At 44.7% G+C, this 15227-nt stretch carries 15 protein-coding genes; 3 read left to right on the top strand and 12 right to left on the bottom strand.

Going from position 1 to position 15227, the window contains the following annotated elements:
- Positions 1 to 12: 12 nt before the first annotated feature.
- Both ACO05V_RS11690 and ACO05V_RS11685 read left to right on the top strand, forming a co-directional pair.
- Positions 13 to 1416 carry an aspartate ammonia-lyase gene (locus ACO05V_RS11690; protein WP_100185582.1) on the top strand — a complete coding sequence of 468 codons (1404 nt, stop codon included), beginning with the start codon at positions 13 to 15 and terminating at the stop codon, positions 1414 to 1416.
- Positions 1413 to 2444, top strand: a complete 1032-nt coding sequence (locus tag ACO05V_RS11685) for an asparaginase (protein WP_421851363.1) — start codon at positions 1413 to 1415, stop codon at positions 2442 to 2444. Before ACO05V_RS11690 ends, ACO05V_RS11685 begins: the two co-directional genes overlap by 4 nt.
- 54 nt (positions 2445 to 2498) lie before the next feature.
- On the opposite strand, the gene ACO05V_RS11680 is transcribed toward ACO05V_RS11685, so the two are convergent.
- The 7 genes from ACO05V_RS11680 to ACO05V_RS11650 all read right to left on the bottom strand — a co-directional run bounded on the left by ACO05V_RS11680 (position 2499) and on the right by ACO05V_RS11650 (position 8849).
- Positions 2499 to 2855 (bottom strand): VOC family protein, encoded by a 357-nt coding sequence (locus tag ACO05V_RS11680; RefSeq protein WP_421851360.1) that lies wholly within the window; start codon positions 2853 to 2855, stop codon positions 2499 to 2501.
- Between the two features lie 7 nt (positions 2856 to 2862).
- Complete coding sequence (locus ACO05V_RS11675; RefSeq protein WP_421851358.1) at positions 2863 to 3750, bottom strand: EamA family transporter; 888 nt, start codon at positions 3748 to 3750, stop codon at positions 2863 to 2865.
- Between the two features lie 112 nt (positions 3751 to 3862).
- The gene (locus ACO05V_RS11670; protein ID WP_421851355.1) at positions 3863 to 4909 is read right to left on the bottom strand and encodes an NAD(P)H-dependent flavin oxidoreductase; all 1047 of its coding nucleotides are present in this window, start codon (positions 4907 to 4909) and stop codon (positions 3863 to 3865) included.
- 39 nt (positions 4910 to 4948) lie between these two features.
- Positions 4949 to 5464 (bottom strand): NADPH-dependent FMN reductase, encoded by a 516-nt coding sequence (locus ACO05V_RS11665; RefSeq protein ID WP_421851352.1) that lies wholly within the window; start codon positions 5462 to 5464, stop codon positions 4949 to 4951.
- A 272-nt stretch (positions 5465 to 5736) separates the two neighbouring features.
- Positions 5737 to 6741, bottom strand: a complete 1005-nt coding sequence (locus tag ACO05V_RS11660) for a pirin family protein (RefSeq protein ID WP_421851349.1) — start codon at positions 6739 to 6741, stop codon at positions 5737 to 5739.
- Positions 6742 to 6909: 168 nt separating this feature from the next.
- Complete coding sequence (locus tag ACO05V_RS11655; RefSeq protein ID WP_421851346.1) at positions 6910 to 8172, bottom strand: sensor histidine kinase; 1263 nt, start codon at positions 8170 to 8172, stop codon at positions 6910 to 6912.
- Positions 8169 to 8849, bottom strand: a complete 681-nt coding sequence (locus ACO05V_RS11650) for a response regulator transcription factor (protein ID WP_421851343.1) — start codon at positions 8847 to 8849, stop codon at positions 8169 to 8171. Before ACO05V_RS11650 ends, ACO05V_RS11655 begins: the two co-directional genes overlap by 4 nt.
- Positions 8850 to 9300: 451 nt before the next feature.
- On the opposite strand from ACO05V_RS11650, the gene ACO05V_RS11645 reads away from it, so the two are divergent.
- Entirely contained in the window at positions 9301 to 10263 is a 963-nt protein-coding gene (locus ACO05V_RS11645) for a methyl-accepting chemotaxis protein (protein ID WP_421851340.1), read from the top strand.
- A gap of 97 nt (positions 10264 to 10360) precedes the next feature.
- Here ACO05V_RS11645 and ACO05V_RS11640 read toward each other — a convergent pair whose 3' ends face one another.
- Genes ACO05V_RS11640 through ACO05V_RS11620 form a run of 5 tightly spaced genes read right to left on the bottom strand, consistent with a single transcriptional unit; the run spans position 10361 to position 15144 of the window.
- Positions 10361 to 11380, bottom strand: coding sequence for a branched-chain amino acid ABC transporter permease (locus ACO05V_RS11640; RefSeq protein ID WP_421851336.1), 1020 nt, complete (start codon positions 11378 to 11380; stop codon positions 10361 to 10363).
- A 6-nt stretch (positions 11381 to 11386) separates the two neighbouring features.
- Positions 11387 to 12358 carry a branched-chain amino acid ABC transporter permease gene (locus ACO05V_RS11635; protein WP_421851333.1) on the bottom strand — a complete coding sequence of 324 codons (972 nt, stop codon included), beginning with the start codon at positions 12356 to 12358 and terminating at the stop codon, positions 11387 to 11389.
- A complete protein-coding gene (locus ACO05V_RS11630; RefSeq protein ID WP_421851330.1) occupies positions 12351 to 13073 on the bottom strand; it encodes an ABC transporter ATP-binding protein in 723 nt (240 codons plus the stop codon). The genes ACO05V_RS11635 and ACO05V_RS11630 overlap by 8 nt, the downstream gene beginning before the upstream one ends.
- The gene (locus ACO05V_RS11625) at positions 13070 to 13816 is read right to left on the bottom strand and encodes an ABC transporter ATP-binding protein (RefSeq protein WP_421851327.1); all 747 of its coding nucleotides are present in this window, start codon (positions 13814 to 13816) and stop codon (positions 13070 to 13072) included. Before ACO05V_RS11625 ends, ACO05V_RS11630 begins: the two co-directional genes overlap by 4 nt.
- A gap of 2 nt (positions 13817 to 13818) precedes the next feature.
- Positions 13819 to 15144, bottom strand: a complete 1326-nt coding sequence (locus ACO05V_RS11620) for an ABC transporter substrate-binding protein (protein ID WP_421851325.1) — start codon at positions 15142 to 15144, stop codon at positions 13819 to 13821.
- Positions 15145 to 15227: the final 83 nt, after the last annotated feature.

The following is a 15227-nucleotide window of genomic DNA, read 5'->3' as shown; positions in this document are numbered from 1 at the left end:
AGGAAACACAAGATGAACACTCGCTCTGAATACGATTTACTTGGCAATATGGACGTTCCCGCTGATGCGTTATACGGCATACAAACGTTGCGTGCAGCTCAGAACTTTTCCATCACTGGCGTTCCGATTTCACACTTCCCTGAGCTAATCAAAGCGCTGGCCATGGTAAAAGCCGCTGCCGCTCGAACCAACCAAGAAATGAAACTACTAACAACCGAAAAAGCCGATGCCATTGTCTATGCCTGCCAAGATTTAATCCAAGGTCAATATCACGATCAATTCATTGTCGATGTTATTCAAGGTGGCGCTGGCACTTCAACCAACATGAACGCCAACGAAGTAATTGCCAACATTGCCCTAATGAAATTAGGTCATGAAAAAGGCGAATACAAATTCCTACACCCAAATGACGATGTAAACCGCTCACAATCCACCAACGACGCTTACCCAACAGCCGCCTGCTTGGGCATTCAGTTTGCAGCAGATAACTTTGTTCCAAGCCTTGCCTCATTGAAAGAAGCGCTAGAAGCCAAAGCGCGTGAATTTGCACACATTGTAAAAATGGGCCGCACACAACTTCAAGATGCTGTACCCATGACATTAGGCCAAGAATTCGACGCTTTCGCCGTTACCCTTGGCGAAGACATTGATCGCATCAGTGAAGCTTGTGCACTGCTATGCGAAGTTAACCTTGGCGGCACCGCAATCGGTACTGGCATCAATACTCCTGAAGGTTACGCCAAACTGGTTGTAGAAAAATTAGCCACCATTTCGACTAAGCCACTGGTACCTGCCAGCAACCTAGTAGAAGCCACCTCTGACATGGGCGCGTTTGTGTTTTTCTCCGGCATATTGAAACGCCTTGCTATCAAACTCAGCAAGATGAGCAATGATTTGCGCCTACTCTCAAGCGGCCCTCGCACAGGCTTAGGTGAGATTAACTTACCGCCCATGCAACCAGGCTCTTCCATTATGCCGGGCAAGGTAAACCCAGTGATTCCGGAAGCAATGAACCAAACCGCGTATCAGGTCATTGCCTCAGATCTTGCAGTAACATTAGCTGCAGAAGCTGGCCAATTACAGTTGAACGCCATGGAACCCATGATCATTTATAACGTACTGAATTCGTTAAAAATGCTTAAAGAGGCTTGTCAGATGTTAGAAACTCGCTGCATACGCGGCATCACCGCCAATGAAGCAGTCTGCGCAGGCCACGTAGAAAATAGTATCGGCATTATTACCGCTCTGGTTCCGCATATTGGTTACGCCAATGCCTCCCGCATTGCTAACACCGCGCTGCATACTGGCAATACCGTCAAGGCTCTGGTCATTGAGGAAAACCTACTCACAGAAGAACAGGTGAATATTTTGCTAAGCCCACAATCCATGTTGTCTCCCAGCAAGGTGGTAATATGAGCGCTCAAGTCCTCGTCTTATATACAGGCGGCACCATAGGCATGGTTCAAACAGAGCAAGGCCTAGCCCCTGCTTCTGGTTTGCAAGAACGCATAGAAATGGCATTAGGGATGAGCATAAACACGCTTCCCTCTTTTGAAGTACTGGAAATTTCACCCTTAATTGACAGCGCCAATATCACGCCAAAACACTGGACAAAATTGTTGTCTATTCTTGCAACCCATTGGCAAGATTACGATGGTTTTGTCATTCTCCACGGTACGGACACCATGGCGTATACCGCTTCCGCCTTGTCTTTCATGCTCGGTGCTTGCGCTAAAAACATCATCCTGACTGGCTCTCAAATTCCGCTAGGAATGAATCGCAGTGATGCCACTTCGAATCTGCAGGCTGCACTATCGCTGGCAATTTCTCATCGAATAGCCGACGTGAGTCTAGTGTTTGATGGCAAACTCATGCGCGGCAATCGTATTCAAAAAATCAGCAGTGGTCGGTTTGAAGCTTTTCACACCCCAAATGATGATTTGCTTGGTGAACTGGCGATTGGTATGCAGCTTTATCCAAATCGTATGATTAACAGCGACGAAGACCCCCTAACAACCTCACTTGAAAACAGCATTGTGTGTTTTAAAGCGGGTGCCGTTGGTGTCATTACTTTGCATCCAAGTCAGCCCGTTGCGGTGTACCAAAGCCTACTGGACGATGATAATTGCAAAGCGATTGTCCTGTTAACCTATGGCGCGGGTAATGTGCCTGATCAAAATCCTGCGTTTTTATCCTTCTTAACGGAAGCCATGTTGCGCAAGAAAAACACCGTGAATGTGACACAATGCCTGCACGGTGGAGTCTCTCAGGGCGCGTATGCAGCGGGATCTATATTATCTTCGATGAATGTATTAAGTGGAAGAGACATGACCTTAGAAGCCGCCTTCTGCAAACTCCATTGGCTGATTGCCACAGGCGAAAGTTATTACAGCATTTTAGAAAAGTGGAACACGAATTATTGTGGTGAGTTTACTCATCAATAATACTCGACATACATATAAATGGCCTTCACACGACACAGTGCAAAGGCCATTTTTTTACTCGCTAGGTTCACTCCATACCGCCCATTCATTACCGCATGGATCAAGAAAGTGAAAACGACGACCGCCGGGGAAATCAAAAATCACTTGCTCTATCGTCCCGCCAGCCACCTGCACTTTTTCAAACACCACTTCGAGTTCACTACTGTATAAAATAATCAGCGCCGCGCCATTTTGTGGTCTTGAACAAAAGTTCGCCTGAAAGAAACCGCCATCTAATCCTGCATTTTCAAAGGCTGAATATTCCGGACCATAATCTTTAAAACCCCAACCAAATACTTGACTAAAAAAGGCTTTATTTAACGCCAAATCACGTGCTGGCAATTCCACATAATTGATCTTATTCGATTCCATGCTTCCCTCACCTTATCGTCGATGTCACCACTAAAATAACGCTAATCATAATCATAGCGCCACCAATCCACTGCTGTTTCGTCATTTTTTCAGCAAAACGTACTTTTGAATAATACAAGGTTCCGATTATTTCGATTTGCCCTAGCGTTTTTACCAAGGCAGGATTAACCAAAGCAAACCCCGTAAACCAACCGATTGAGCCCAAAGAGCTCAACACACCTACTTTGCAACTTAACGCGAACTCATGTTTAAACGGAGCCAGAATATCTTTGCTCTTATAAACCTGAATGCTACACAAAATAATAGACTGCAAAGCCAAAACATACCAAAGCGTGACACCCGCGCTAGTAATGATGGAACCGGATAAAGAATGACTGGCAATCGAGGCAGACACAGAAGTAACAGCGAAACACAAGCCACTCGCAAGCCCAAGCAATAGAGAAACATCTCTATGAACTTGCCTAATATTCTGCCATTTGACACTCATCACAACCGCGCCCAACACACCTATAAAAATACCGATCCATGACCCAAGGGTCAACGTATAATGAAGCAAAGGCAATCCAATGAGCGCGGCGAGAACGGCTTCCGTTTTCGCTAACAAGGTTCCAATGGCAAAACTACCAGACTGAAAGGTTCGCAACATAAAATACGTCGCCATAATCTGAGCAATAGCACAAATACTGGCAGCGACAAAAAAAGTGAGGTTTTGATCAACCGAAACCCAGCCAAATAATTGCCAACAAATAACCAGATATAGACTGACTAATGGCAACCCATACAAAGAACGCGACATAGTGGCATGTAAAAAGCCCGCTTCACGAGCCAAAGTATTTTGATACGCCGTTCGAACCGACTGACAACCTGCTGCAAACAGAGTAATAAAGATCCACATGCCAACACCTTATCTTGCGATTTAAAGGCGCTAGCATGCGGTTAAGATAGGTATTTGTAAAAGGAATAAAACTTATAACTTGGATTCTATATGGGAATACCTAGAAAACAATTCAACAAGCCTTGGCAAATTGCTTGGTTAATTCAAAAGCGGATATTTCTTGGCAACCTGACACATTCTGCCCACTCCACAAAGAGGAAAAGTCATCCGAGCCACGCTTCTCTGCCAGAGCTTTCAACTGCGCCATTTCCATTGAGGCATGAGGAAACTCTGGAACATTACTATTCATATAACCAAGATCTTTCATAACTCGATTAGCGATTCCTCTTGCTGGTCGTCCCGTAAACACATTGGTTAAAGCAGTATGATGGACTCTTTCACTTTTCAAAGCCGTACGATGTAGATCTGAGGTTTTCGCTTCATCACACAATAAATACGAAGTCCCTATTTGTACTGCATCAGCCCCGAGAAACAATGCGCCGCCAATGCTACGGCTATCACAAACTCCGCCAGCAGCAATCACTGGAATACTGACTCGACTAACGATTTGTGGCAACAACGAAAACAAGCCGGCTTGGGTAGAAACGTCTTTCGATAGAAACATTCCTCGATGACCACCCGCTTCAAGTCCCTGAGCAATAATACCATCAGCGCCATTCTCTTCTAGCCAAATAGCCTCTTCCAAGGTCGTCGCCGAAGACAACACCTTAGTTCCCCAGCGTTTAATTCGAGCCAGCAAGCCCGGCTCAGGTAAGCCAAAGTGAAAACTAATAACAGGCGGTGCAAAAGCTTCTATCGCATCGGCAACATCATGACTAAAAGGCATTCGAGAAGCTGCTCTTACAGTCTCATCATATTGACTAGAAAACTCGTCAAAGTATGGTTTCAATAAAGCTCGCCATTGCTGATGTTTTTTCTCATCGTATTCTGCTGTCTTATGACAGAAAAAATTCAGATTATAGGGTTTAGTCGTAGCCTCTTTAATTAAAGAAACCTGACGAGCAATATCTTCTACGCTCAACATAGCGCAAGGCAAAGAGCCCAAACCACCCGATTTCGACACAGCAATAGCTAAAGCGCTGTCTTGAACGCCAGCCATTGGCGCCTGAATAATTGGATAATCGATTCCTAACCAATCACAAATACGAAATTGCTTCATCTGGCTTCCTTATTACTTAAAGCTTAGAACTTTAAAAAATTAAAATTTAACAACAATATCTGACAGAGCCTGCTTAACAGACTCGTCAACCATCTCACCGTCTTTCATCACACCATAAAAGTTAGGCACACTCAGGCTACCAACAACGTTTCCCTTGAAAAACGGCATGCTGTTAACGGTTTGAGCCAACACACTGCTCGCACCACCAGGGCCTGGCGACGTTGAAAGCACAACAATTGGCTTATCTTGATAAACCGCTTTTTCAATTCGAGATGCCCAATCGAAAATATTTTTATAGGCCGAAGAGTACGTACCGTTGTGTTCAGCGAACGAAGCAATGATGACATCTGTTTGAGCAATGGCATCCACAAAAGCTTGCGCTTGAGCAGGAACTCCTGATTCTTTCTCAAAGTCTTCACTGAAAAGCGGCATTTCGAAATCATTAAGATCTAGAAGAGTCACTTCCGCACCTTCTACAAGGTTTGCCGTGTAGCCGGCCAAGGCTTTGTTAATAGACTGTTTGCTAGAGCTCGCACCAAATGCAAGTATTTTCATTTTTTGTCCTTTCGGTTCATTTATATTAAACAATGGCAACACTATTTTATTACTTTTAAATATCAGTATTTAGAATGCCATCATGCACTACTTTTATATACAAGATTTGTGTCACTTTATCGTATAAAAAACATCAACAGCTGACCAGCCAAACAAGCTATTTTAAGCTTTTGCAGTTCAGTAACAAAAAAAACCGCCGTTTGCGATCAACGCAATACGACGGTTTTTTTAATGAAATACTAAATAGATTAACTAAATTTCAGGAAACTCTTTTAAGCTTTTTCGTTTCCATGCTCCGCAAAGCGCCCTTTGGATTTGTCATGTACTTGATCATGACGCGGCCAAGGCCAACCGCCAAACTGCGTACGTTGATAATCAGCAAAGGCTTGCTGCAACTCAGCACGAGTGTTCATAACAAACGGACCATGCTGTTCAACATGCTCGCCAATTGGACGACCTTGCAACAACAGGAATCTGGCTTTTTTGCCCTGATTTCGCAACACTAAAGACGCGTCACTTTTTAAGACAAAGGCTTCATTAATAGACGCTTTCGTATCGTCTAACGTGACCTTTTCACCTTCAAAAAAGTACAAAGTACGGTTCAAATTAGCCGCTGCCGCAGGCAGTGTCCATTCGCCGTTTTCTGGCAAATCGATCAACCAAATAGCAACATCGTTTTTGCTATCTGCCGCCCAAGAATTTGGTGGACAAGGCGAAGGATCGACATTTTGAAACGCACCAGCCACCACCTTAACTTGGGTTTCCAAACCTTTACTGTCTGCCACTTTCACCACTGGTGTATCTTCATTCCACAACATGGCGAAATGCGGTGGCACCATTTTGTTTTTGCTTGGCAAATTCAACCAAATCTGAAAAAGCTCTAATGGATTCTCACCCTCTTCATTCAGCAAAGGAAACATTTCAGAATGCTGAACGCCTGAACCAGCAGTCATCCATTGAGTATCGCCTTCTCCATAACGGCCAGCGGCGCCAATGGAATCGGCATGATCCACAAAGCCTTTATTGACAACGGTCACTGTCTCAAAACCACGATGTGGGTGAGCAGGAAACCCAGGAATACTTTTACCGTGATACATACGCCAACCATCGATACCGCCAAAATCCTGCCCTAACGGACGGTTATTTAACGGTGCATCAGGCCCCATAGAAACGTTTGCTTTTGGGTAAGTATCGTTATGAAAAGCACAAAACAAAAAAGGATCAAAAGTCGGCCAGAACATTTGCAAAGGAATTCGTTTTAAAATTGATGAGCTCATATAATTCTCCATCAAGAAAATTGTGTCTAAGTTAGAGACATCATAACATCTATAAACTTGATTATTTTATGCTGATATCAGTTTCAATCTATCTATTTTTTCAATATATTTTTCCAATAACTTCATTTATAAAAAATAAATAAACCAATAATTCTTTGGGGCCCTTCATCATACGCTTGGAAAAATGACCTTAGCAGTGCACCCTGCTGAATCATCATTATCTTCAAGTGAAAACAAACAGTGATATTTGGAACATATATCACGCACTATCATCAAACCTAAACCATAACTTTTACCACCTGGTTTGCCACTCAAACCACACCCTGTGTCGACAATCATTAACTCATTTTCTGATATGACGATATTTACATGACCATCTTCGGTACAGGCCAAGGCATTCTTGAGTAAATTCCCCACCAAGATATGAAAAGTAGGAATAGGCAGTTTGGTATTTATTTGACCATTTTTCACAATCTCCACCGAAACAGATTCTCCAGAGAGATAACCAGTATGAGTTTGCAGGATATTTTCATACTCACTGTCATGCACGACACGAAAATGAATTGCAGTCAAGTCTTCATCCCGTGTCAGTGATAACAAAGTAGTAATGTAATCTTCCATTTCTTGGCAAGCTTGAACTAAGCGTACCCGCTGACGCTCAACAAATACTTTTGAATCAGACTTGCCGAGTAAATTCGTTGCCCCCTTCATCACCATCAAAGGCGTACGCAGCTCATGACTCGCATAACGATTAAATGCTCGCTCTCTCTCGATCAGTTCATGAATTTTACCCTGATAGCTATTTAAGCGATCCACTAACTGACGAATTTCTCTCGTTGCAGCCCCTTCTGGGAATTCAATGGCAGATAAATTGCCGGGGCTTCGCTCTCCAAGGCTTCTGGAAAGTTGAGCAAGTGGTTTGGTTAGGCGATCTGAGATTCGCATTACGACCCACAAACTGACAATTAATAACAACAATGACAAGATCAACGGGGTACTTTGTGTTTCAAACATTTCATCTTCGGAAATTTCAAAAATATTATCGTAATGAATCACATACAAATCTTTCAGCTCTCCATTTAACATAATTTTCGAGCGCATCGAATACATTTCATGAGTTGTATCTGACGCTTTATCGAGCAAATAAGCCTTATCATCAACAAGATTTTTAGCAAGAACGACACCAATCGGTAAATTGTCTTTACCAACATACACCTCAGAAAACGGTGGCACAGAGACATGAGTCAACTGTGTACCTACTAACAAAGAAAGCGCCGTTTCCTTATCTTGCTGCATGCGATTTTCAGCATAAATTTTTTCTATGTTTTCAGTCATGGAAGCAAACATGGAAAAATAAAACGCAATAATGGCGAATGCCATGATAGAAAAATAGGTAAAGGTAAGCTGCTTGGCGGTTTTTATCTGCTTCATTCATCACCTTCAGCAACGAGACGATAACCTACCTTTGACACCGTTCTTAGATAAGCATGCTCAAATGGCCGATCTATCAAGGTACGCAACTGATAAATATGACTTCTTAGGACTTTACTGTCCGGCTCTTCATCCCCCCACAAGGCATCACAGATTTCATCTTTAGATACAACATCTGGGGCCTTCTGCATGAGACATTTTAAAATAGTATATTGCGAAGGGTTTAAAGAATATCGACTGCCTTCTCGCTGCAAGACGCGGGTACTCATATCCAATGACATATTTCCAAAACTAAGAGTGCGGACTGCAACACTGCCTTTTCTTCGTCTAACCAAAGCCTGAAGCCGAGAATCGAGAATATCTAAATCAAAAGGCTTCACCAAATAATCATCAGCAAAATGAGCAAAACCCATCAATATATCGTCTTTGGTATCACGAGCTGTCAGCATTAGGATCGGCGTATCAACCCCCACTTCTCGCAATGATTTACATACCGTTAGTCCGTCCATTTTCGGCAACATCACATCCAAGATAATGGCATCATAATGTTCTGTTTTTGCTAATTCATAGCCTTGCAAACCATTGTTTGCATAATCTAATACATAGTTTTTGATTTCAAAATAATCAAAGATCACACCCGCAATATCTTTATGGTCTTCTACTAACAGTAATTTCATATTTGTCTCAATGGTGGCAAAACATGGTGCAAAAAGCGGTTCCAATTAAAGTCAGATTGTCACATAAAAGCATGAAAAAAAAGTGAATCACTTTTTTACGACGTTATGATGATTAGCTTTTGGCTGATTCCTCATGATCACACTAAGCATTCAAACGGGTCATGTGATGAAAGAGACAAAACCGATCGAGAAATACTGCTGTATTGCCAACCATCTCAATGATAGTAATTGATAAAACGATGGATCCCCTAAGAAATGGAGTACCAAACAACACAAAGGAGCTTTGGCACCTTTGTGTTGTTTTATAATCTAGCGGCTCAAGCTTATCATGTCATACATGAAAGCTCCGCCAAGCACCTCGAACTCAAGATGATTGTCTTGTTTTTTTAAACTCGTAGCTGAAACATTCACTATCTCAGCATGATAACGACCACTTTGCATTGCCCTACGAATGGAAGCGCTCGCCTCTGAAGATGGCGATTTGACGCAACGTCTAGAACCACAAAAACATCTAGAGCTGATCCTGTTGGCAAACGGCTTCAACCAGTTCACAAGCAAACTCCAGTCGATGATTACTCAGTTGATTCAGCAACGTGATGTCGTTGCCAGCGCGAACGATGACTTCGTCAAAGCGACCGCCATTGCCAATCAATCCACAGTAAAACAATCAGAACAAATTCACTCCGTTGTTACGGCAGTTACTGAAATGTCGAGCTCTGCGACCGATGTCGCCAGCCTAGCTCGTGAGAACGGTCATGCGGCAACAGAAATCAGCAAATACCTAAGTGAATCCTTCGAATTGGTTCAAGCCAACAAAACCATGGTGGAAAACTTAGCGACACAACTGAACAAAGCTGGCGAGCAAGTGGGTCAAGTATCCCAGCGTAGTGACTCTATTTACGGCATTTTGGATACCATTCGAGCCATTGCCGAGCAAACCAACTTACTTGCCTTGAACGCCGCTATAGAAGCCGCCCGAGCCGGTGAGCAAGGTCGAGGATTCGCCGTCGTTGCCGACGAAGTACGCAGCCTGGCCGCCAGAACTCAAGAATCGACCGAAGAAGTGGACGCATTGATCAAAGGCTTACAGGGCGATGTTCAATCCGCCGTGGCCTTAATCAAAGACAGCCAAGAAAATGCCAGCCAAACCGTGGCATCGTCTATTGAAAGCGCCGACAAGCTGGGCATTGTTAACCAACGAGTTTCTGGTATCTCAGACAATACAATCCAAGTCGCGTCTGCCGCCAGCGAACAATCCAACGTAGCAGAAGACATCAACCGCAACTTAATTGGTATTAATGATTCATCACTACAACTTAAAGACATCGTGAGCGAACTGGAAAACAGCAACAAAAACAGCTCACAAGCAGTGGAAAAACTCACCGCCATCTTGTCTTTGCTAAAAGTAAAATAGCCTGAAATAACATTCAGCCAAACCCTTAACCAAGAAACGAAAAGACCGCTCAAATCCCCTTTGAGCGGTCTTTTTTTTACGCTAAAAACGCCTCATCTTATTCTTTCTTAAACAAAGTCAATCTCACCCCAGTCGGTAAAAAACGTAAACCGCGGCGCTGCTCTAATTCTCCCCAAATACCATTTGGCACATACAAAGCAAAAAGAATCGCCACCGCACCCAACCCAGCCAAATACCAAACACCATAATCACCTAAGAATTCCTGCAACAAAAAGAACGCAATCGCACCAATGATAGGACCTTCAAAGGTTTTCAGCCCGCCGACCAATACCATGAACAGCATGAAAACCGTCCATTGCACACCAAAATAGGTTCGTGGTTGAAAGGTCACTGCGCTGGCTAACCAAATGGCGCCCGCCAAGGCACAACCAAACGCCGCCACCACAAAAATGACCTGTTTCACTCGCATCACCCGAATGCCCACCGAATTAGCGGCTTCTTCATCGTCACGAATGGCTTGCGCCGCAGCACCAATACGGCTGTTGATTAACCACAACACCAAACCTAACATGCCGGCCATGGCAACTAAGCCAAACCAGAAATTACTATTGCGGCGAAATTCTGGTTCATATTGATTCATTGCCAACAAAGACGTGCCCGTTTCACCTTGCACAATAGGATCAAACATTACCAATATACGAATCACTTCCGCTGTCACCCACATGGCTATGGCAAATTCACCGTCTTTAAACCTCAGAGCAAACACCGAGATAAAAAGCGCGATGACAGCACAACCCAATGCACCGACAAAAAAAGCCGGATAAGGCGACATGCCCATTTCCACCAGACGCAACGCAAAATAAGCCCCCAAACCAAAGAACGCTTGCTGACCAACGGACACCAATCCGGCGTAACCCGCCAACAGATTCCACATCACCGCCAGCAAAATATAGACAAACAAAGTGGTCAGCTTATCGACCACCAAACCACTGCTCCAAAATGGCACCGTCGCTAACACCACCAACAAAAGCACACCAATCAACAAAGCTGGTCGCCCTACTTGATACCAACGTTCTGTTGTAAAACTAGTTGGATTCACTTTTGAAAATTGCTTCATATTAGATCACCCATTTTTTGTTCTTGTTTTAGTGGCTTTTGCTTTAATAGAACCTTGTGATGAGCAACGAGTCATCGGCCCGGCAAGTTGTTTAATCAACATCCACCAACCACCTCGCTGGTGAGCAATGGTGCCATAGAAACGCAAACTCAAAACGCCAAGAAATACCAAATGCCCGGTCAGTTGAAACCATTGAGAGGAAATCAGCGTAGCGCCCAAACTCTGAGAAACCCCCAACACAATACCGCCAACCAAGGTTCCCCACAGCGAGCCGATACCGCCGATGACCACCGCCTCAAACGCAAAGATTAACTGCATCGGGCCATCGTATGGCGTTATCTGAGCACGCATGGCCAATAACGAACCTGCCAATGCCGTTAACACCATGGCAATCGCCGCCACAGAACGATGCACAGCATGGGAATTAATACCGCTTAATTCTGCCGCCTCTGGATCGCTTGCCGTCGCTCGAATCGCTCTTCCAAGGCGTGTAAAGCTGAGCATTAACTGCAAGCCAGACAAGACTAAAATAGCGATAGCAAAAGTCATCACAGGTAACTTTCCGACACTTAACTCATCGGTGATTTGCCAACTGTCCCAAGACAAATCGCCAATGTAATTTGCCAGAGAGCGCGTATCGGAACCAAACACACCAAACAAGCCATTTTGCAATACCGCGCCTAGCCCAAAGGTCACCAACAGAGGCAATAAAAAACCCGCCGCTTGCGTCCGTGTAAAAAGAAATGCCTGCAAAAGCCAACCGACCAACGCCATCACAGGCAAAGACAGCAATACCGCCAACCAAGGAGAAAGTCCTAAGTTATCAACGCCAAACAACACCAAATAAGCGCCAAGAATCGCCAAATCGCCGTGGGCCAAATTAATAAACTTCGCCACGCCAAACATCAAGGACAACCCCGCGGCTAACATGGCGTAATAACCACCTAACAAAAGACCTTGAATCAGAGAATCAAGCATTCATCACCTCCTCTTCCAAGCCAAAATACGCCTTAGTAATATCGGCGTGCGACAGCTCATCTGAACGCCCAGATAGCGCCACCTTGCCTTCTAATAAACACAACAAATGATCAGAGAATCGAATGGCTCTATTCAAGTCTTGCTCGACAATAATCATGGTGGTTTCCTTGCCTTTCTTCAGCTGCTCTAAAGACTGATACAAGCCTTCTACCGCAATCGGAGATAAACCAAGCGACACTTCATCTAACAACAACACCGACGGATTACACATAAGCGCTCGACCAATCGCTACCGCCTGACGCTGACCGCCAGACAAACCGCCCGAGACTTTATTTAGAATCGGCTCTAAAGCAGGCAAAGCCGCCACCACCTTATCCAACGACCACGAACCAGAACGTCCATGTTCACCAGCGATCTGTAAGTTTTCTCGCACTGTCATATCGACAAACAAACGACGGCCTTCTGGCACCATGGCCAAACCTTTATTCACCCGCCGATACGCAGGCAGCTCAGAAACCTCTTCGCTATTAAGCAAAATTGAACCAGAATCAACCGAATGAACGCCGCTTAACGTACGAAATAACGTGGTTTTTCCTGCGCCATTCGCACCGACCACAGTTAAAACCTCGCCTTGCTCAACAGAAAACGACACACCTCTCACCGCCGTCAGCAAACCATGCTTCGCCACTAACTGATCGACAACCAAAGCACTCATACTGCCTCCTCCAATTCTGAACCAAGGTAGGCTTTCATTACGTCTGGATCATTCATCACGTCACTGGGCGCGCCCTCTGCAATCACTCGGCCTTCACTCATACAAACCAAGCGATCAATCACTTTCAGTAAAGCGTGCAAAATATGCTCGATCCAAATAATCGTAAGGCCTTCTGCTTTTAATTCGCTAATCAGCGCAACCAATTGATGCAACTCGCCCTCGGTCAAACCACCGCCGATTTCATCCAACAACAACACCTTAGGCGCCGTTGCTAAAGCACGCGCCAACTCCAAACGTTTTCTGTCTAATAAACCCAGCGCTGCCGTCGGCCGATTTGCCAAGTGAGCAATCCCAGTTTGTTGCAACGCTTGTACCGCGTACTTTTCGGCGTCATCACCAGACAGACCCGCGCCATTGTTCGCAGCCGTCAGCAAGTTCTCAAATACTGTCATGCCTAAAAATGGCCTCGGCACCTGATGCGTTCGAGCAATGCCAGCATGGCAACGCTGAGCAGCATTGATAGTTGTAATGTCTTCACCTTGATAAATCACCGAACCAGCCGAAGGCGCAGTCGCTCCAGCCAGCACACCAAACAGCGTGGTTTTACCCGCGCCATTGGGTCCGACAATACCGACGGCTTCGCCCTTGTTGGCCGAAAAATCCACTCCATGCAGGACTTGAAAAGCACCGTAGTGCTTATCAATCCCGATTCCGGTTATCACCGGCGTCGAAAGAATCGTCATACTTAACCCCCAATTTTATAAGGAGTCATCTTGCCGGTAAGCTGTACAAACGGATGATCCGCATTCGACACAATAGGAAGGTCAAACTCCCATGGACCGGATTTAGCTTTCACCCACTGCACACCAACCAAACCCGTCGTCGCACAGTTCGGCACTGGACCAGATGTAAAGTCGACCATGCCAACGGCCGTTTCCGTATTTAATTGGGAAATTGCCATCGCTAACGCCACTTTGTCTTTCGGCGTTTTCGATGAAATAAGCGATTCTAACGCCGCGTCAAACAAGGCCGCATTCGCGCCCACTTGCTGATTCCACTGTTTACCAGAGGCGCTTTCAAAACCAGCAGCGATTTCAGAACAAGACAAGCCAGTGGATTTAGAAAAGAATGGAAAATCTTTGTGCCAATAGGCGGCAGCATGAAGGCCGTAACCCAAGCGTCCTAACGATTCGAGCTCTGCAGGGAATAAACCCGCTTTGGCTAGCTGAGCGATTTTCACCTGTTGGGCGTAGCCTTTCTGTGCAGCTTGACGCCAAAAAACAGGAAAATCAGGTGGAAAAGGAAAGGTATTAAAAATTTCGCATTTCTCTTTTTTAAACAAATTTATTTGTTGAGAAAAATCACTGGTGCCGTTTTCATAAGGACCCGCATCGATAACCGTAAAACCGGCTTTTTCCAAACTCGGTAACAGCAAACCGCGAATGGCATTACCATCCGCATCATTTGGCAACAAGACACCGACACGCTTATTGGTTTCGACCTTGCTCCATTGATCGATATACAACTTGGCAAAATCGGCCACACCAAAACAAAAATGATACGTCCATTTAAACGGCGAAGGCTCACCCGGTTTCGCGCCTCGGCCAAAATAGAAACTTTCCCATGGCGCTGTAGTCGACAAACAAGGCACACCCGCCGCCTCACAAGCATCAGCCACTGGGTTCACCGTTTCGGGTGTTGAAGACGTCAACATCAAATCCACGTTATTGCCGTTAATCAGATCCTTCGCCACCTGACTGGCGCGGATCGAACTCGACTGCGTATCTCCAACCAAAATCTCGACCGCATATTGCTTGCCTTCAATATTCAATCCATTGGCAAATTGTTTATTAATCTGCGCAAGCAAAAACTCATCACCTTGCCCAAACACACCAAGCGGGCCAGATCGAGGAACAACATAACCAATACGAATAATATTATCTGGATTGGCAAAAACAGACTGGGCGCCCATCAAACCAAGAGAAACAATACTTCCCCCAGCAATGGTGCTTGCGCCTTTAATAAAATGACGACGCGAGATAGATTGATTAATCAACTTATTATTTGACATACAATTGTTTCCTTTTATTTTTATTGTGTTAGCCAACAAATATGGTCAAGTGAATTAAAGCAATGACTGTGCCGCAGAATAAA

This window comes from Marinomonas sp., from assembly GCF_965225885.1.
In the GTDB taxonomy this organism is placed as follows: domain Bacteria; phylum Pseudomonadota; class Gammaproteobacteria; order Pseudomonadales; family Marinomonadaceae; genus Marinomonas.
Note: the sequence above shows the minus strand (reverse complement) of the source record. Positions and strands in the feature narration are given on the sequence as shown.